Origin of the sequence: Stenotrophomonas indicatrix (genome assembly GCF_050573115.1) — a bacterium.
GTDB lineage: Bacteria > Pseudomonadota > Gammaproteobacteria > Xanthomonadales > Xanthomonadaceae > Stenotrophomonas > Stenotrophomonas lactitubi_A.
Genome location: NZ_JBNYZT010000003.1, coordinates 19,073 through 36,167 on the forward strand (window position 1 = coordinate 19,073; position 17,095 = coordinate 36,167).

Genomic DNA, 17,095 nt, shown 5'->3' on the forward strand with positions numbered 1-17,095 from the left:
TGTTTCCGTACCGACCAACGGTCGGTACCTACCGGCACAATTATTTCGGGGTGTGCAGCCGCTTCATCGCTTCGCTGAAATCGCCCTGCACTGCCAACGGCAGCACGTCGATTGCATCGTCGATGGCGCGCGAAATCAGTACTTCATCGTCCTTGGAGGGGCGTCCCAGCACCCAGCCCACCACGCGGTCCTTGTGGCCGGGATGGCCGATGCCCACGCGCAGGCGATGGAACTTGCCGTGGCCGAGCAGGCGAATGGTGTCGCGCAGGCCGTTCTGGCCACCGTGGCCACCGTCGAACTTCAACCGCGCCACACCGGGCGCCAGGTCCAGTTCGTCGTGGGCCAGCAGGGTTTCCTCCGGCTCGATTTTCCAGAACCGCTGTGCGGCGGTGACCGACTTGCCGCTGAGGTTCATGAAGGTGGCCGGCTTGAGCAGCCACACGGTCTGTCCGGCAATGTCGACCTTGGCGGTCTCGCCAAACAACTTGCTGTCCACGTTCCATCGCGCACCGGCCTTTTCAGCCAGGGCCTCAACGAAATGAAACCCGGCATTGTGCCGGGTCCGGGCGTGCTCCGATCCGGGGTTGCCCAGACCGACGATCAGTCGCAATCCTGCCATCGTTCCATCCAGATACGGCGCCTGTCCCGAAGGACAGGCGCCGCGGGGTATTACTCGGCCGCTGCTTCTTCAGCGTCGGCAGCGTCCTGCTTGCCGTGCTTGGCAGTGACGATGGCGTCGTCGTGGTCCTTGCCCAGCGCCAGCGCCGGGATTTCCACGCCCTTCGGCAGCTTGATGTCCGACAGGTACACAACGTCGCCAGCCTTCAGCTCGCCCAGGTCGACTTCGATCGACTCCGGCAGGTCCTTCGGCAGGCAGGTGATGGCCACTTCCTTCAGTTCGTGGGCGACCACGACGTCGGCAGCCTTGCCAGCCGGCGAGGTGTCTTCGTTGATGAAGTGCAGCGGAACCGAAGCGGTCAGCTTCTCGTTCTCGTTCACGCGCAGGAAGTCCAGGTGCATGATCAGCTGCTTGAACGGATGGCGCTGCATGTCACGCAGCAGCACCTTCTGCACCTGGCCGTCCAGGTTCAGGTCAAGGATCGAGGCATAGAACCACTCGTTCTGCTGGGCCAGCCAGATTTCGTTGTGGTCCAGGCTGATGGCGACCGGTTCGGCGTTGCCGCCGTACACGATCGCCGGGATCACACCAGCGGTACGCAGGCGGCGGCTCGCACCCTTACGCTGCAGTTCACGCTTGGTGACCTTGATTTCATGGGTCTTCGACATTTTCGACTACTCGGTTGTTGCCTTGCCTTGCGGCTTGGCGGTTGAAGGCACTTCCGCGACCAGAAGCGCCCAGTGTGTCCCTGCCGTTGCCGGCGGGGACGAAAAAATCAATCCACGTACAGCGAGCTGACCGACTCGCCGAAGGCGATGCGGCGCATCGTTTCGGCCAGCATTTCCGCCACGCTCAGCTGGCGGATCTTGCTGCACACCCGCGCGGCGTCCTTCAGCGGGATGGTGTCGGTCACCACCAGCTCATCGAGCTGGGAGTTGGTGATGTTGTCCACCGCCGGGCCCGACAGCACCGCGTGGGTGCAGTAGGCGGCGACCTTGAGCGCACCGCGCGCCTTCAGGGCAGCGGCAGCAGCGCACAGGGTGCCGGCGGTATCGACGATGTCATCGACCATCACGCAGGTCTTGCCTTCGACGTCACCGATGATGTTCATCACGGTGGAGACGTTGGCGCGCGGACGGCGCTTGTCGATGATCGCCAGGTCGGCGTCATCCAGGCGCTTGGCCACGGCACGGGCGCGGACCACGCCGCCCACGTCCGGCGACACCACGATCAGGTTCTCGGTGCCGTAGGCGCGCCAGATGTCGGCCAGCAGCAGCGGAGAGGCATACACGTTGTCGACCGGAATATCGAAGAAACCCTGGATCTGGTCGGCGTGCAGGTCGACGGTCAGCACACGATCAGCGCCGGCGGTGCTGAACATCTTCGCCGCCAGCTTGGCGGTGATCGGCACGCGCGAGGAACGCATGCGGCGATCCTGGCGCGAGTAGCCGAAGTACGGCACCACGGCGGTCACGCTGGCCACCGAAGCGCGCTTGAGCGCGTCGATCAGCACCAGCAGTTCCATCAGGTTTTCGGCGCTCGGCGCCGAGGTCGGCTGGATCACGAACACGTCCTGCTTGCGGACGTTCTCTTCGATTTCCACCTGCACTTCGCCATCGGAGAAGTGCGAGACCAGCGCCTTGCCCGGGCGCACTCCCAGTTCCTTGCAGATGTTCTGCGCCAGACGTTTGTTGGCGTTGCCGGAAAAGACCAGCAGGTTCGGGGACTCTTGCATCATGATTGTCTCGGGCGGGGACGAGTGGCGGGGATCCGGTAGCGGCAAGGACCACTACGGCCCCTGCTGCTGACAACACCGCGGCTGTTCCCACGTCCCGCGCAGATGATGCGCTGGAAGGCGCGGACGCAGCCGCATTGGCAGGGGCGGGAGGATTCGAACCTCCGAATGCCAGGATCAAAACCTGGTGCCTTGGGCCTCTTGGCGACGCCCCTGCATTGATGAATCAGTGTTGCTCGAGTGCATCCAGCAGTGGCGAACGTGCAACGCCCGCAGCCACCCTTGCCCGCAACTCCTTCGACAACTTCGCTCGTCCCTGCTCGGCGGCAGCCTGCGAATCGAACTCGACGAAACAACCACTTCCCGAACCGGTCAGACGTGCCGTGCCGATGTCGCTCAACGCAGCAAGCACCACCTCGACGGCAGGCTCACGGCGGCGCAGCACCGGTTCGAACACGTTCCCGACCAGCGTGCCGGAAGCGAAGTCCTCTATTTTCGCCTGTGGACTGTCGCGCGTCAAATCCGGATCAGCGAACAGGAGGGGCGTCGGCACATGAACGCCCGGTTCGACCACAACATACCAGGCCTCCGGCAGGGTGATCGGCTGCAGCCGCTCGCCCACTCCTTCGGCCCAGGCGTTGTGGCCACGCACGAACACCGGCACATCGGCGCCGAGGCGCAGCCCCAGCGCGGCCAGCGCATTCTCGTCCAGCCCCGCGCCCCACAGTCGGTTCAACACCACCAGCACGGTTGCAGCATCGGACGAACCGCCACCGAAACCACCGCCCGCAGGAACGTGCTTTTCGACGATGATGTCGACACCTTGCTCGACATTCGCCGCGACTTTTAGCATCCACGCCGCGCGAACGGCCAGATCATCCGCCTCTGCGACGCCGGCAAGACCCTCGCCCTGCCGCCGCACCTGACCGTCTTCACGCAGGCGCAGGCCGATCCGGTCGCCCCAGTCGAGCAGGCGGAACACCGTCTGCAGCTCGTGGTAGCCGTCGGCACGGCGGCCGGTGATGTGCAGGAACAGGTTCAGCTTGGCCGGGGCCGGCCACCAGGACCAGCCCGCGTCATCCACACGCGCGTTCATGGCGCGCCCTGGCCCCACTGGTCAACCAGCAGGCGCACCTTGGCGTCGCCATTGACCGCTTCGACCCTACGCGGCAGGGCCGGACGCCCGGCTTCGGCCGGGTACCAGTCCAGATACTGGATCACCCAACCCATCTGCTGCATGCGCCGCGGACGGCCATCAGCGTCACGGTCGATCTTTCCCGGCCCAGCGCTGTCGCCGGCAACCAGGCCGCGTACCCAGTCCGGCAGCTGATTGACCGGAATATCCCAGCCAGTCGCCTCCAGCAGCAGCGCCTGCGCGTCTTCACCCTCGCGCGGACCACCGGCCAGACCTTCCAGGCGTCCGGCTTCATGGTGGGTATCACCGCTCAGCTTCCAGCTCTGGCGGGTCACCGGCGCGCTCAGTTCGACGACATAGCGCTGGCCTTCCTGTTTCCAGTCAATGCGGCCGCTGCCACCGTCCTTGCCCTTGCTGACCGCCACCCGGCCCTGGAAATTCCAGTCCGCTGCCGAACGCAGCGCTTCCACGCGCGCAGCCTCGGCGGCGGCCGCTTCGGCGGAGACAGTGGTGACTACGGCCGGCGCCGGCGTTTTCTGCCGGCCAACGGTGGTACAGGCACTCAGGGCAAGGGTCACGGCCACCAGCAGCAACGGCCGGATCGTGGAAACACTCATGGATTGAATTTCTCGCGGGCGCGCAGCAGCGCGCGGTTTTCAGGGTCGAGCCTGGCCGCTTCCTCGAAGAAGTGACGGGCTTCATCGTGCTTGCCCAGCACCCACAGCACCTCGCCCACGTGGGCGGCGATTTCCGGGTCCTTGGCCAGGGTCCAGGCGCGGCGCAGCTGCACCAGCGCGTCGGCGTTGCGCCCCAGGCGATACAGCACCCAGCCATAGCTGTCGACGATCGCCGCGTTGTCCGGTTCGGCCACGCGTGCGCGATCGATCAGCTCGAGCGCTTCCTGGTAGCGGCCGGTACGGTCGGCCAGGGTGTAGCCCAGTGCATTCAGTGCCGGCACGTTCTCCGGCTCGGTCACCAGGATCTTGCGCAGATCGGCCTCGGCGCGGGCGATGTCATCGCGGCGCTCCCAGGCCAGCGCGCGGGCATACAACAGGCCGTTTTCATCCGGATACGCGGCCAGGCCACGGGCCAGTGCATCGATCTCGCCGGAAAGGTCATCGGCGCGCTGGCGCAGCTCGGCTTCCAGCAGATACGCGTCGCGCCGCACATCGTCATCCACGCTGGCATCGGACTGGATCGCATGCGCTTCATCCAGCGCCAGCGACTGCCGTCCCGCCAGACCCTGTGCATTGGCCGCGCGCAGGCGCGCTTCATTCAACTCATCGCCGCCGGGCACGCTGTGATACCAGTTGACCGCCTCCGGGTAGCGCTTGAGGTACTCGGCGATCTTGCCCAGCAGCAGGCGCTGCGCCGGGTCCGGCTTGGCTGCCTGCCGCGACAGTTCGTTGTACAGATTGGACAGCGCGGCCTTGTCGCCCTGCTTGGCCAGCAGCGAAGCGCGCATGCCCCACGTCTGCACATTCTGCGGACCGACCGCCAGCACGCGCTCGGCCGCTGCCGGCTGGCCGAGGCTGTCATAGGCAATGGCCACCGCATTGCGCAGTTCCGGATCCTGACGGGTCTTCGGCTCCACCCCACGCAGCAGCGACAGTGCCTGGTCGGTCTGCCCAGCCTGCTGCAGCTGGCTGGCGCGCAGCAAAGCAACGCGCGGTTCCTCGGGGAAGCGCTTGACCACCTCATCGATCATGCGCCGCGCCAGCTCGGGCTTTTCCATGCGCAGCGCCAGGCGTCCAAACTCCTGCCAGGCCTCGATCTTCTGCGGAATGGCGTTGGCATCGACCAGTTCGCCCAGCACCTGGGCCGGCACGGCCGGATCGCGGCCGCCGCCGACCAAGGCGCCCAGGGCGAATTTCCAGCCCTCGTCCCCCGGGTCCTGCAACAAGGCCTGAAGTTCGCTGCGCGCGGTCTTCACGTCGCCCTGGCGCATCGCCAGCGCACCGGCGGCGCTGCGCATCGCCAATGAGCGCGGCGCACGCTGCTGCCACAGGGCCAGGCCCTTGGCCGCGGCATCATCCTCGTTGGCCAGCATGGCGATGCGGGTCGCCCGCTCGGCCAGACCGGCGTCGCCGTCGGTCTGCTGGGCGGCCTGCAGGTACCAGCGTGCGGCCTCGGCCAGCTTGCCCGCCTGCAGGGCGAACTCGCCAGCCAGGACCGGTTCCAGCGCCAGTTCCTCAGTCACCGCGGGCCGTGCAGGCGCCTTGGCGGGCACCGCCGCCAGGGCCTGGGCACAGGCCAAAGACAGCAGCAGAACACTGGGGATGCGAATCAATGCGGGCATCGTCGGCATCGGGGCCTTAAAATGTCGTCCAATGGCCAGCAGCTTATCGCAAGCAACTGAACAATGACCCTGTGGGTGCTCGGACTGAATCACCAGACCGCACCGGTGGAACTGCGCGAACGCGCAGCCTTCGCCGGTGACGCGTTGCCGCGCGCGCTCGGATCGCTCCGCGATACCCCGCAGATCGCCGAGGCGGTACTGCTGTCCACCTGCAACCGCACCGAGCTGTATGCCGTGGCCGAGTCCGCGCAGGCACTGGACCAGTGGCTGCACGCCCAGGCCGGCGACCTGCAGGGCTATCTGTACCAGCACGCCGATGCCGATGCCGTCCGCCACCTGTTCCGGGTGGCGACGGGGCTGGATTCGATGGTGCTGGGCGAGCCGCAGATCCTCGGCCAGGTGAAGGACGCCTGGTCGACCGCGCGCGACCACGGCCTGCTCGGCCAGCGCCTGGACCGGCTGTTCCAGCAGACGTTCTCGGTGGCCAAGCGCGCGCGTACCGATACCCAGGTCGGCGCCAACCCGGTATCGGTGGCCTCGGCAGCGGTGCGCCTGGCACAGAACGCATTTGCCCGCCTGGACGATTCCACCGTGCTGCTGGTCGGCGCTGGCGAGACCATCGAACTGGCCGCGCGCCACCTCAGCGAAGGCAAGGTGCGGCGTCTGCTGATCGCCAACCGCACCCTCGCCCATGCGCAGGAACTGGCCAGCCGCCATGGCGGCGTGGCGCTGCCGCTGACCGAACTGGAACGCCACCTGGCCGAGGCCGACGTGGTGTTCTCCGCCACCGCCGCCCGTGAACCGGTGATCCACCGTGCCGCGGTGGCCAACGCCCTGCGTGCGCGCCGGCACAAACCGATGCTGCTGTTCGACCTGGCCGTGCCGCGCGACATTGAAGCCGACGTTGCCACGCTCAAGGATGCGTTCCTGTACACCGTGGACGATCTCGAGCGCGCGGTGGAAGACAACCGCCGCAGCCGCCGCGAGGCCGCCGCCGAAGCCGAGACGATCATCGACCTGCAGGTCTCGCGCTTCGTCGAAACCCTGCAGGCAAGTGCCCACCAGGCACCGCTGCGACAGCTGCGTGCCTTCGGCGAGGCCACCCGTGCCGAACTGCTGGAACGCGCGCGCCAGCAGCTGGCCAACGGCAAGCCGGCCGACGAAGTGCTGGAACTGCTTGCCCATGGCTTGACCAACCGCCTGCTGCACCCGCCGACCGCCGCGCTGCGCGCGGCCGCACTCAGCGGCGATGCCGACCTGACCCGCGCCGCCGAGCGCCTGTTCCCGGCGACGCCGGGTTACCGCCACCCACCTGTGAGAACCGATGACGCCGACCCTGCGCCGTAAGTTGGAAGCGCTGGCCGAGCGCCGCGAAGAACTGGAACGTCTGCTTGCCGAACCGGAGGTGGTCGCCAACAACGCGCGCTTCCGCGATCTTTCGCGCGAGTTTTCCCAGCTCGAACCGATCGCCACCGCACTGGCCGATGAAGCACGCGCCAAGGCCGACCTGGCTGCGGCCGAAAGCATGCGGGCGGACCCGGACCTGCGCGAGCTGGCCGACGAGGAAATCGCCGCCGCGCAAGCGCGCCTGCAGGAACTGGAGCAGGAGCTGGCACTGCTGCTGGTGCCGCGCGACCCGCGCGATGAAGGCAACCTGTTCCTGGAAGTACGCGCCGGTACCGGTGGCGACGAGGCGGCGATCTTCGCTGGCGACCTGTTCCGCATGTACGCCCGCTACGCCGAGCGACAGGGCTGGAAGGTCGAGATCGAATCGGACAATCCCGGCGAACATGGCGGCTACAAGGAAGTGGTGGCGCGCGTGGTCGGCCGTGGCGCGTTCTCGCGCCTGAAATTCGAATCGGGCACGCACCGCGTGCAGCGCGTGCCGGCCACCGAATCGCAAGGCCGCATCCACACTTCGGCGGCCACCGTGGCGATCATTCCGGAAGCGGATGAAGTCGATGAGATCGTCATCAACCCGGCTGACCTGAGGGTTGATACCTACCGGTCCTCCGGCGCCGGCGGCCAGCACGTCAACAAGACCGAATCGGCGATCCGCATCACCCACGTGCCCAGCGGCGTGGTGGTCGAATGCCAGACCGAGCGCAGCCAGCACGCCAACCGGGACAAGGCGATGAAACGTCTGAAGGCGCAGCTGCTCGATGCCGAGCGCCAGCGCCACGACGCGGCGCAGGCCGAATCTCGGCGCCTGCAGGTCGGCAGCGGCGACCGCAGCCAGCGCATCCGCACCTACAACTTCCCGCAGGGCCGGATCACCGACCACCGCGTGGAAGGGCTGACCCTGTACGACCTGCCCAACGTGTTGGCCGGCGACCTGGACCCGTTGCTGCAGCGATTGAGCCACGAGCACCAGGTCGACGCCCTGGCCCAGCTTTCGGCGGGCTGACCAGCATGTCGGCCTGGCAGCAGCGACAGCAACTGCAGCAGGCGATCACGCGCCAGCCCGGCGACTTTGTCGCTTGGGTGATGCTGGCCGACCTGGAACTGGAAGCCGGCGACATTGCGGCCGGCGAGCAGGCCGCGCGACGCGCGCTGCAGCTGCGGCCCAACCATCCTGAAGCACTCGCCCGGCTGGGCCGGGTAGCGTGGATGGCAGGAGCGCATGCCGATGCCGCCACGCTGCTGGGCCAAGCCTCGGCGCTGGCACCGGAGCACCCGGGCATCGCGTTGTGGCTGGGGCACGCGCTGGAAGATGCCAACGATGCAGAAGGCGCATCAGCGGCCTATCGCCGTGCACATGCACTGATGCCCGATGAACCGTATATCGCCGCACAACGCCTCGCCTGGCAGCGTCGCCTGTGCGATTGGCAGGACGTGGACGCGCTGGCCACCCAGGTGCGAAGTGCGCTTGTGTCGGGCCAGGGCGTGGTCGAACCCTTCGCGTTTCTCAACGAAGACGCCAGCGCGTCCGAACAATTGGCCTGCGCGCGTGCGCGCGCGGCCGCTGTGGCGGCGTCGGTGCGGCTACTGCCCCCGGTGAAGCTGCGCGAACGAGGCCCACTTCGCGTGGGCTTCCTGTCCAACGGTTTCGGCGCCCACCCCACCGGATTGCTGACGGTGGCGCTGCTGGAACACCTGAGCCAGGACACGGCCCTGCACCTGCATCTGTTCGCGCTCAACGCGGACGATGGCAGCCGCATCCGCCAGCGCCTGCAGAGCGTCACCCGGCTGCATGACGTGGCGGGGTTGCGCCATGCCGATACGGCCGCGCGCATCCGTGCACAGGGCATCGACCTGCTGTTCGACCTGCGCGGCTGGGGGGGCGGCGGCACACCGGAAGTACTGGCGATGCGCCCTGCCCCGCTGCAGCTCAACTGGCTGGCCTACCCCGGCACCTCCGGTGCACCGTGGCTGGATGCCGTGATCGCGGACGACTTCACGCTGCCGCCTTCGATGGAAGCGCACTACAGCGAACGTGTACTGCGCCTGCCGCGCGCGTTCCAGCCTTCGGACAACACCCGCGTGCTGGAGCCGGCACCGGAGCGCGCGGCGTGTGGGCTGCCCGCGCAGGGCACGGTGTTCTGCTGCTTCAACAACAGTTACAAGCTCAACCCGCGCAGCATGGGCCGCGCGTTCGCGGTGCTGCAGGCAGTACCCGGCAGCGTGCTTTGGCTGCTGTCCGGCCCCGGCCACGCCGATGCGCGGCTGCGTGCCGCCGCGCAGGCTGCTGGACTGGATCCGTCGCGTCTGGTGTTCATGGCCAAGCTGCCGCATCCGCAGTATCTGGCCCGCTATCAGCTGGCCGACCTGTTCCTGGATACGAACCCGTACAACGCGCATACCACTGCATCGGATGCCCTGTGGGCCGGCTGTCCGGTACTGACCTGCCCCGGCGCTACCTTCGCCGCGCGCGTGGCCGGCAGCCTCAACCATCAGCTGGGCCTGGACTACATGAACGTCGCCGACGACGCGGCGTTCGTTGCCACCGCCAGCGCGCTCGGCAACGATCCGAACGCCTTGGCCGCAGTGCGTGCCGAACTGGCGCAGGCACGCGAGCGCAGCGGCCTGTTCGACATGGCGGCTTTCGCGCGCGATCTGTCCGCACTGCTTCAGCAGTTGGCCCGAGAACAGGGCTGGCAGGGCCTCGACACACCCTGACATCACCCTGCGCTACGCTCGGGCTTCCTTCCCGCGTGGTATGACGATGGCCAAGCTCAAGCGCAAGGAATACGACGAACTGCTGCAGCCGTTGCAGCTGGAACTGGCTGCGATGGCGCGCTGGGTGCAGCACAGCGGGCAACGCCTGCTGGTGCTGTTTGAAGGACGCGATACCGCCGGCAAGGGGGGCGCGATCCAGACCATCAGTGATCACCTCAACCCACGCCAATGCAGGGTGGTGGCGCTGCCCAAACCCACCGACCGCGAAGCCACGCAGTGGTACTTCCAGCGCTACGCCTCGCATCTTCCGGCTGCCGGCGAGATCGTGCTGATGGACCGCAGCTGGTACAACCGTGCCGGCGTTGAACGGGTGATGGGCTACTGCAGCGAGACCGAGTACCAGCAGTTCCTGCGCCAGGCACCGGTGTTCGAACAGCTGCTGGTGGATGACGGCATCCTGCTGTTCAAGTACTGGCTGTGCGTGGACCAGGAGCAGCAGGAAAAGCGCTTTGCCGAACGCCATGTCGATCCACTGAAAGGCTGGAAGCTGTCGCCGGTGGATCTGAAGTCACGCAGCAAGTACAGCGCGTATACCGAAGCGCGCGAGGCAATGTTGCGCGCCACCCATCGCGATGGTGCGCCGTGGACGCTGGTGGATTTCAACGACCAGCGCCTGGGTCGCCTGACCCTGGCCCGCAACCTGCTGGACCGGTTGCCGGACACGCGGGTGGATGCGCCGTTGCCGGAGCTGCCGAAGCTGAAGGGCAAGCTGCATCGCGAGCACTACGATGTACTGAAGCCGATCGAGGATTTCCCGGTCGAAGAGTAGGGTTGGTCGGCAGGGCCTGCGGCCCTGCACCTGCAGAGGCAACGTCAACGTCAAAAGCGGGCCTTCTGTGAGTTGGCGGGGCGGTGCCGGATTGCGGGGACGCCGCAAGTACGTCCTTGTAGGCTTGGCCGCGGCATCCATGCCGCGGACACCCCTCAATCCGACACCGCCCCACCTTCGACAGATTTCCGGTGGCTGATGGATTCACGCCATGCGTGGATGAGTCTCCATTGAAATCGAATATTTCGACAATTGAACGAAGAGCATCCACGCATGGCGTGGATCTACGTATCGACCAAGGTCGACACCCACCAAGAGCAGGCCATGCCATTCCGGCAGATCGCAGAAATCTGTCGAAGGCGGGGTGGGTCCGGTTGCGGGGGCGTGAGCCGCATGGATGCGGCGACCGAGCTTACAGGGACGTACTTGCAGCGTCCCCCGCAACCGGACCCACCCCGCCATCCCACGGAATGCCCGCTGTTGCTTTGGCCTTTGCCGTTGCCGTTGCCGTTGCCGTCGATTCGGCAGGTGCAGGGCGCAGCCCTGCCGACCCACCTATTACTTGGCAGCTGCGATCTGCTGTTCGATGTCGGCGGCCGTGACCGGGCCCAGGAAGCTGTGGGCCAGCTTGCCCTGCGGATCGATCAGATGGGTCAGCGGCAGGCCGCGGGGGGTGGCGAAGTCGGCTGGCGGGTCGAACGGATCGACGATCACGATCGGGTAGGTCACCGGATGCTTGGTCAGGAACGACTGCATCTCCGGCACCTCGATGTCCTCGTAGGCCAGACCCACCACTTCGATGTTGCTGCGCATGGCATGCAACGCCGACAGCTCGGGCATTTCCTTGCGGCAAGGCGCGCACCAGGTCGCCCAGAAATTCACCACCACCCACTTGCCACGATGCGCGGCCAGGTCGTAATCGCTGCCATCGACCGCCTTCATCTTCAGCGTCGGGAACTCGGCGGTGACGCGCTCGGCGGGCGTGTCCTCAACCGGCGCCGGGGCGGTCGGGGTCGGTGCCTGCGCGGGCGGCTGGCTGCTGGCCGGGGTCGGCTCCTGCGCGGGTTTGCAGGCGGCCAGGGCCAGCAGCGCAGCCAGCAGCAACGGGGTCTTGCAGGTCATGGGGCGTCTCCAGAATCAGGGTAGATGTCGCTGACGCGACGCTTGAGGCGTTCACGCAGCGGCAGGCGCAACTCATCCAGCGCGGCCAATGCGGCCCGGCCAAGGCTGTCATCGCGGTAAGGCAGGTGTTGTTCGGCCACCGGAATGCGCAGCTGCGTGCATTCGTACAGATCGCCCAGGCTGACCTGGTCCAGGTCACGGGCCAACAGCCATTCGCCGCGCTCATCACGGCGCAGCAGGCCGATGCCCTCCAGGTTGCAGGCGAGGTCCTGCAGCAGCGAGTCGGTCAGCATCGGTTCCAGCCGCAGGATCTCGTCGTCGGCCAGGCCCCTGCCCTTGGCACGTGCGTGCTGGAAGCGCCCGAGCAGGCGCAGCAGGCCATAGAATTCGTAGCCCTGCGGTAGGCGCAGCTCCACCGGCTGGTAGCGGAAGGCCGCCATCGACGATGCCAGCGACGCGCCCAGCAGCACCGCCACCCAGCACAGGTAGATCCACAGCAGCAGGATCGGCACGAAGGCCACCGTGCCATACAGCTTCTGGTAGGACTGGAAGCTGCCGAGGTAAGCACCGATGCCCCACTTCACCAGCTCCAGGATCACCGCGGCGAGAATCGCGCCCGGAACGGCGTGGCGCCACTTCACGGTGTGGTGTGGCACCACCCGGAACATCAGGGTGATGCAGACGAATTCGATCAGGATCGGCGCCAGCCGCAACGCGAGATCGGCCAGCCAGCGCCCCTCCTGCGTGCCGAACAGCGGCATCGCGAACACCCGCGCCGACACGGCCAGTGAAGCGGCGGCGAGCATCGCGCCGAGGGTCAGCACCGTCCAGTAGACCAGGAAGCGGGTCAGCCGCGGCCGACTGCTGCCGACGCGCCAGATCTGGTTGAAGGTTTCCTCAACACTGTTGAGGGTGATCAGCAGCGAGATGACCAGGGCGATGAAGCCGGCCGCAGTAAGCTGACCCGCGCTGGCCGAGAACTGCCGCAGATAGCCTTCTGCGGCGCGCGCGGCATTGGGCACGAAGTTGGAGAAGACGTAGTCGCTGAGCTGGTCGCTCCAGCGATCGAACACCGGGAAGGCCGACAGCACGCCAAATACCACGATCGCCAACGGCACCAGCGCGAACACCGTGGTGTAGGCCAGCGCGGCGGCAGCCTGGAACAGGCGGTCGTCGAGGAAGCGGCGCCACAGGAAGCGGCCGAAGCTGGCGGCGCGTGCGCGATCCCGCGCGCGCTCCATCCACAAATTGAGCGTATCCAAAGGTTCCATCGGCGAAAGGGTACCCGATGCGGAATCGATGCAGGATAGCCATACTGGCGTCCACACGATGAGGAGAGCTGGGCGCGATGGGCGAAATCCTGGTGCTGTACTACAGCCGCGGCGGTTCGGTGGCACGGCTGGCGCGCCAGATCGCGCGGGGCATCGGCGAGGTGCCGGGCATGGCGGCGCGGCTGCGCACGGTGCCGCCGGTGGCTGCCGTCACCCAGACCGCGCAGCCTCCGGTGCCGGACGATGGCGCGCCGTATGTGAGCGTGCAGGACCTGGTGGAGTGCCAGGGACTGCTGCTGGGCAGCCCCACCCGTTTCGGCAACATGGCCGCGCCGGTCAAGCATTTCCTCGATGGGCTCGGCGCCGAATGGGTGAACGGCACGCTGGCGGGCAAGCCGGCCGGGGTGTTCACGTCCACCGCGTCGATGCATGGCGGCCAGGAGTCGACCCTGCTGTCGATGCAGGTGCCGCTGCTGCACCACGGCTGCCTGATCGTCGGCATTCCGTTCACCGAGCCGGCACTGAGCCACACCACCAGCGGCGGCACGCCGTATGGCGCCAGCCACGTGGCCGGTGCCGCCGACGATCCGCAACCGACCGACGATGAAGCGGTGCTGGCACGGGCGCTGGGCCGGCGCGTGGCCGACATCGCGCAGCGGCTTGCACGATGAACACCGCGCCGCGCACCGTGCTGCTGCTGGCCTTGATGGGGCTGGCGGCGCTGTTTGCCGGCTGGTTCATCAATGACAGGCACTGGCTGGCCACCCAGCTGGTGTTCACGGCCCCGCCGCTGGCGCTGGCCATCGCGCTGCGGCTGGGGTGGCGCAAGGCGGGGTTCTGGGCGGCGGTGCTGGCCCTGGGCTGGTTCAGCCACGGCGTGATGAGCGCCTGGAGCCATCCCGAGACCCGCTGGCTGGCACTCGTCGAAATCGTGCTGGCGCTGCTGGTGATCTTCTCGGCCAGCCTGCCCGGCCTGCGTGCCCGTTTCGGGCGGCGGCGCTGACGCTGCGCCCGGCGGGCCGTATCATCTGCGTTCCCGGCCCCGCGCCGCTGTACCTGCCTTGGTTTCGCGCATGCACATGATGGAAGAGCTCCTGGTCGTCACCACCGGTGGCACGATCGACAAGATCTATTTCGACGACAAGTCGGACTACCAGATCGGCGACCCGCAGATCGGCATGATCCTGCGCGAACTGGGGGTCACGTTCCGTTTCAACGTGATTCCGATCCTGCGCAAGGATTCGCTGCATATCAACGACGACGATCGTGAGCTGATCCGCGCGACGATCGCTGCGCAGCCCACCCGCCATGTGCTGGTTACCCATGGCACCGATTCGATGGTGCAGACCGGCAAGGTGCTGGCGACGATTCCGGACAAGACCATCGTGATGACCGGTGCGCTGAGCCCGGCGCGTTTCCGTGGTTCGGACGCGGAGTTCAACATCGGTTGTGCGATCGGTGCGGTGCAGTCGCTGCCGGCAGGGGTGTTCATTGCAATGAACGGCCGGATCTTCGATCCGCAGCATGTGCGCAAGAACGTGGCGGCGAACCGGTTCGAGTCGGTTTGAGGGATTGAGGCGCGCTGTCGCGCGTCGGCGTTTCGGTTGCTGTAGTGGTGAGAGGCTCAGGCTCCCATCGCAGGACACGCCGTAAACCCATCCATGGGGGCTCGATGGCGCCATCCATGGCGCCAACGGTCCTGCGATGGGAGCCTGAGCCTCTCCAGACAGTTGCCGGTGCGCGGCCAGCAGGGTCAAGAGCAGAGCAAGAGAAAATGCACTGCTGCACATTGCTTTCTCCGCTTCGCCGCCCCTAAAAAAACGCCCCGGCCGAGGCCGGGGCGTGCCCATGGAGAGGGGCTTGGGCTCAGTACTGGGCGTTGAGGGTCACGCCCGAGAAGGTGCTGTACGCCTTCACCCGCACGTGCCATACGCCGGCAGCGGGGCTGTTGACGGTGCAGGTCTCGTTGTTGCCGCTCAGGTACGGGCGGCAGGTGTAGACGGTGTCGGTCGGGGCACTGCCCTGGCGCAGGTACAGGTCGGCGTCACCGCTGCCGCCACTGATCGCCACGCGCAGCTGCGCGCTGCCAGCCGGGACGTTGACGGTGTAGCTGAGCGATGCGCCGCTGGCTGCGCCGAGGCCGGTGACCGGCACGTTGTTCTGCAGCACGGTGCCACCCGGGTTGGGAGTGGTGCCGTTGATCGCAGCTGTCACTGCGGCATCGGCGTCGATGATGCCGGCGCCGCAACCACCCGAACACGCACCCGGCAGCGGACGTGCGGTGCTCTTGATGATGCTTTCCACCTGCGCCGGGCTGAGCGGGCTCGGTGCCACCGACTGCATCAGCGCGACCACGCCGGCCACGTGCGGCGCCGCCATCGAGGTGCCGTTGTAGGACGCATAGCTGGCGCTGCCCGGGGTGGTGGTGCCGCTGTTTAGCGTGGACAGGATGCCCTGGCCCGGTGCGGAGATGTCGATGCCGGTGCCGTAGTTGGAGAAGCTGGCACGTGCACCTGCCGAGGTGGTCGCGGCAACCGCGATCACATTCGGGCAGTTCGCCGGTACCGACGAGGACACGTTGGTGTTGCTGTTGCCGGCAGCGACCACCACGGTGGTGCCACGGCCGACCGCGCCGTTGATGGCGTTCTGGTAGGTGGTCGAGCAGCTGCCGCCGCCGCCGAGCGAGAGGTTGATGACCTCGGCCGGGTTGGCGTTGGCCGGCACACCGCTGACCGTGCCGCCGGAGGCCCAGACGATGGCGTCGGCGATGTCGGAGGTATAGCCGCCGCACTTGCCGAGCACGCGCACCGGCACGACCTTCGCATTGAATGCGGTACCGGCCACGCCATTGCTGTTGTTGGTCACCGCAGCGACCGTGCCGGCCACGTGGGTGCCATGCCAGCTGGAGTTCGAGCCCGGGTAACCGGCCTGACACTCGTTGTCACCGTACCAGTCGCCCTCGTCGTTGGGATTGCTGTCACGGCCACCGCCATCGCGCGCCATCGCCGCGTCGCTGATGAAGTCGTAGCCGGGAAGAATGTTGGCATTGAGGTCGGCATGGTTGGTGATGCCGGTATCGATCACGGCCACGACCACGCCGGTGCCGGTGGCCTTGTCCCAGGCCGGGCGCACGTTGATCGACGCGTTGGACGTACCGAAGCCCCACTGCTCGCTGAAGCGGGTGTCGTTCGGCGTCAGCGTCGCGCGCATGATCTGGTCGACTTCGACGTATTCCACGTTCGGGTCGGCGGCGAGCTTGCGCATCAGCAGTTCGGCGTCGGCCTGGTCCAGTGCGCGGTCGGTCCTGACCACGGTGGAGCCGACAGCCAGCTTGCGGACCTGCTGCAGGCCCAGCGCGCGGCCCTGGCTGCTGGCGATGCCGGCGGCGGCGCTCTTCAGCGAAGAGGCGAGTGCGGTGGTGTTGGCCACCGGCGCACTGCCGTCGCGGTACTTCACGATGAACCGCTGATGGGTCGGCGCGGACTGCAGACCGCTGAGCTGGACATCACCGGCCAGCGCAGGCGTGGCCAGCAGCAGCGATGACAGAACGGACGCACCAAGGACCACCCACACACGACGCACACGCGGTTGCGTTACCTGGGACATCGGATTTCCCTTCTAATGGTAGGAATGCCGGAATCGGCAGAAGCACCGGCCTGAACCGTGGGCTGGCTTGCAATGGCGAGGTTCGGGTCCGGCGAGCCAGCGGATTCCCCTGACCATCCGCTGTGTTGATGACGCTAGTGGCTGAAACCGGACACCACAAGATTTTCAGCGTCTTTTCAGCAAGATGAAATGTTGGATCTGAGACTTTCCGGGTCGAGGGTTTGTGAAGGTGAAGGAACTTTCGCGTCACCTGCACAGACCTGACTGCGCAATGTCCTGTCTCATCATGTCTTTGCCGACATCGGCGTCGATGGATTGGGGTCAGATCCCTATTCCATAGGAAAAGGGATCTGACCCCGG

The 17,095-nt window shown here is 66.8% G+C and carries 16 protein-coding genes and 1 tRNA gene; 7 read left to right on the plus strand and 10 right to left on the minus strand.

The annotated features are described in order from the left end of the window. Nucleotides 1–40 precede the first annotated feature (40 nt). The 7 genes from pth to ACQ5SA_RS08930 form a co-directional block, all read right to left on the minus strand. Nucleotides 41–619 (minus strand): aminoacyl-tRNA hydrolase, encoded by a 579-nt coding sequence (pth, locus tag ACQ5SA_RS08900; RefSeq protein WP_089238967.1) that lies wholly within the window; start codon nucleotides 617–619, stop codon nucleotides 41–43. A gap of 50 nt (nucleotides 620–669) precedes the next feature. Continuing rightward, nucleotides 670–1,287, minus strand: coding sequence for a 50S ribosomal protein L25/general stress protein Ctc (locus ACQ5SA_RS08905; protein WP_100551634.1), 618 nt, complete (start codon nucleotides 1,285–1,287; stop codon nucleotides 670–672). 107 nt (nucleotides 1,288–1,394) lie between these two features. Continuing rightward, nucleotides 1,395–2,354: a ribose-phosphate diphosphokinase gene (locus ACQ5SA_RS08910; RefSeq protein ID WP_025879147.1), complete on the minus strand. Its 960-nt coding sequence runs from the start codon at nucleotides 2,352–2,354 to the stop codon at nucleotides 1,395–1,397. Nucleotides 2,355–2,492: 138 nt separating this feature from the next. Beyond that, nucleotides 2,493–2,569 (minus strand) — tRNA-Gln (locus ACQ5SA_RS08915). Nucleotides 2,570–2,580: 11 nt separating this feature from the next. Beyond that, the gene (gene ispE / locus ACQ5SA_RS08920) at nucleotides 2,581–3,450 is read right to left on the minus strand and encodes a 4-(cytidine 5'-diphospho)-2-C-methyl-D-erythritol kinase (protein WP_499314022.1); all 870 of its coding nucleotides are present in this window, start codon (nucleotides 3,448–3,450) and stop codon (nucleotides 2,581–2,583) included. Further along, nucleotides 3,447–4,106, minus strand: coding sequence for a lipoprotein insertase outer membrane protein LolB (gene lolB / locus ACQ5SA_RS08925; protein WP_499314023.1), 660 nt, complete (start codon nucleotides 4,104–4,106; stop codon nucleotides 3,447–3,449). Before lolB ends, ispE begins: the two co-directional genes overlap by 4 nt. Further along, complete coding sequence (locus tag ACQ5SA_RS08930; RefSeq protein ID WP_230111714.1) at nucleotides 4,103–5,788, minus strand: tetratricopeptide repeat protein; 1,686 nt, start codon at nucleotides 5,786–5,788, stop codon at nucleotides 4,103–4,105. Before ACQ5SA_RS08930 ends, lolB begins: the two co-directional genes overlap by 4 nt. 63 nt (nucleotides 5,789–5,851) lie before the next feature. Between ACQ5SA_RS08930 and hemA the strand changes: the two genes are divergently transcribed. The 4 genes from hemA to ppk2 are packed head-to-tail and all read left to right on the plus strand — an operon-like array spanning nucleotide 5,852 to nucleotide 10,736. Then, complete coding sequence (hemA, locus tag ACQ5SA_RS08935) at nucleotides 5,852–7,135, plus strand: glutamyl-tRNA reductase (protein ID WP_100463152.1); 1,284 nt, start codon at nucleotides 5,852–5,854, stop codon at nucleotides 7,133–7,135. Next, entirely contained in the window at nucleotides 7,113–8,195 is a 1,083-nt protein-coding gene (gene prfA, locus ACQ5SA_RS08940) for a peptide chain release factor 1 (protein ID WP_089238955.1), read from the plus strand. Before hemA ends, prfA begins: the two co-directional genes overlap by 23 nt. Nucleotides 8,196–8,200: 5 nt before the next feature. Next, a complete protein-coding gene (locus ACQ5SA_RS08945; protein WP_499314024.1) occupies nucleotides 8,201–9,907 on the plus strand; it encodes an O-linked N-acetylglucosamine transferase, SPINDLY family protein in 1,707 nt (568 codons plus the stop codon). Between the two features lie 46 nt (nucleotides 9,908–9,953). Further along, nucleotides 9,954–10,736 carry a polyphosphate kinase 2 gene (gene ppk2, locus ACQ5SA_RS08950; RefSeq protein ID WP_499314025.1) on the plus strand — a complete coding sequence of 261 codons (783 nt, stop codon included), beginning with the start codon at nucleotides 9,954–9,956 and terminating at the stop codon, nucleotides 10,734–10,736. Nucleotides 10,737–11,294: 558 nt separating this feature from the next. Here ppk2 and ACQ5SA_RS08955 read toward each other — a convergent pair. Together ACQ5SA_RS08955 and ACQ5SA_RS08960 are read right to left on the minus strand one after the other, a co-directional pair. Then, nucleotides 11,295–11,858 (minus strand): TlpA family protein disulfide reductase, encoded by a 564-nt coding sequence (locus tag ACQ5SA_RS08955; RefSeq protein ID WP_499314026.1) that lies wholly within the window; start codon nucleotides 11,856–11,858, stop codon nucleotides 11,295–11,297. Continuing rightward, a complete protein-coding gene (locus tag ACQ5SA_RS08960; protein ID WP_100463142.1) occupies nucleotides 11,855–13,129 on the minus strand; it encodes a YihY family inner membrane protein in 1,275 nt (424 codons plus the stop codon). The genes ACQ5SA_RS08955 and ACQ5SA_RS08960 overlap by 4 nt, the downstream gene beginning before the upstream one ends. A gap of 77 nt (nucleotides 13,130–13,206) precedes the next feature. Between ACQ5SA_RS08960 and wrbA the strand changes: the two genes are divergently transcribed. From wrbA to ACQ5SA_RS08975, 3 genes are all read left to right on the plus strand, one after another. Then, nucleotides 13,207–13,800 carry an NAD(P)H:quinone oxidoreductase gene (gene wrbA / locus ACQ5SA_RS08965; protein ID WP_093818977.1) on the plus strand — a complete coding sequence of 198 codons (594 nt, stop codon included), beginning with the start codon at nucleotides 13,207–13,209 and terminating at the stop codon, nucleotides 13,798–13,800. Beyond that, the gene (locus ACQ5SA_RS08970; RefSeq protein WP_499314027.1) at nucleotides 13,797–14,132 is read left to right on the plus strand and encodes a DUF2069 domain-containing protein; all 336 of its coding nucleotides are present in this window, start codon (nucleotides 13,797–13,799) and stop codon (nucleotides 14,130–14,132) included. Before wrbA ends, ACQ5SA_RS08970 begins: the two co-directional genes overlap by 4 nt. A 79-nt stretch (nucleotides 14,133–14,211) precedes the next feature. Beyond that, nucleotides 14,212–14,697: an asparaginase domain-containing protein gene (locus ACQ5SA_RS08975; RefSeq protein ID WP_033830416.1), complete on the plus strand. Its 486-nt coding sequence runs from the start codon at nucleotides 14,212–14,214 to the stop codon at nucleotides 14,695–14,697. Nucleotides 14,698–14,995: 298 nt separating this feature from the next. Here ACQ5SA_RS08975 and ACQ5SA_RS08980 read toward each other — a convergent pair whose 3' ends face one another. Next, nucleotides 14,996–16,735: a S8 family peptidase gene (locus ACQ5SA_RS08980; protein WP_499314028.1), complete on the minus strand. Its 1,740-nt coding sequence runs from the start codon at nucleotides 16,733–16,735 to the stop codon at nucleotides 14,996–14,998. Nucleotides 16,736–17,095 lie beyond the last annotated feature (360 nt).

Bases quoted from the DNA above. Each gene is read 5' to 3' on its own strand.
- pth (WP_089238967.1), bottom strand. From the start codon at position 619: ATGGCAGGATTGCGACTGATCGTCGGTCTGGGCAACCCCGGATCGGAG.
- ACQ5SA_RS08905 (WP_100551634.1), bottom strand. From the start codon at position 1,287: ATGTCGAAGACCCATGAAATCAAGGTCACCAAGCGTGAACTGCAGCGT.
- ACQ5SA_RS08910 (WP_025879147.1), bottom strand. From the start codon at position 2,354: ATGCAAGAGTCCCCGAACCTGCTGGTCTTTTCCGGCAACGCCAACAAA.
- ispE (WP_499314022.1), bottom strand. From the start codon at position 3,450: ATGAACGCGCGTGTGGATGACGCGGGCTGGTCCTGGTGGCCGGCCCCG.
- lolB (WP_499314023.1), bottom strand. From the start codon at position 4,106: ATGAGTGTTTCCACGATCCGGCCGTTGCTGCTGGTGGCCGTGACCCTT.
- ACQ5SA_RS08930 (WP_230111714.1), bottom strand. From the start codon at position 5,788: ATGCCCGCATTGATTCGCATCCCCAGTGTTCTGCTGCTGTCTTTGGCC.
- hemA (WP_100463152.1), top strand. From the start codon at position 5,852: ATGACCCTGTGGGTGCTCGGACTGAATCACCAGACCGCACCGGTGGAA.
- prfA (WP_089238955.1), top strand. From the start codon at position 7,113: ATGACGCCGACCCTGCGCCGTAAGTTGGAAGCGCTGGCCGAGCGCCGC.
- ACQ5SA_RS08945 (WP_499314024.1), top strand. From the start codon at position 8,201: ATGTCGGCCTGGCAGCAGCGACAGCAACTGCAGCAGGCGATCACGCGC.
- ppk2 (WP_499314025.1), top strand. From the start codon at position 9,954: ATGGCCAAGCTCAAGCGCAAGGAATACGACGAACTGCTGCAGCCGTTG.
- ACQ5SA_RS08955 (WP_499314026.1), bottom strand. From the start codon at position 11,858: ATGACCTGCAAGACCCCGTTGCTGCTGGCTGCGCTGCTGGCCCTGGCC.
- ACQ5SA_RS08960 (WP_100463142.1), bottom strand. From the start codon at position 13,129: ATGGAACCTTTGGATACGCTCAATTTGTGGATGGAGCGCGCGCGGGAT.
- wrbA (WP_093818977.1), top strand. From the start codon at position 13,207: ATGGGCGAAATCCTGGTGCTGTACTACAGCCGCGGCGGTTCGGTGGCA.
- ACQ5SA_RS08970 (WP_499314027.1), top strand. From the start codon at position 13,797: ATGAACACCGCGCCGCGCACCGTGCTGCTGCTGGCCTTGATGGGGCTG.
- ACQ5SA_RS08975 (WP_033830416.1), top strand. From the start codon at position 14,212: ATGGAAGAGCTCCTGGTCGTCACCACCGGTGGCACGATCGACAAGATC.
- ACQ5SA_RS08980 (WP_499314028.1), bottom strand. From the start codon at position 16,735: ATGTCCCAGGTAACGCAACCGCGTGTGCGTCGTGTGTGGGTGGTCCTT.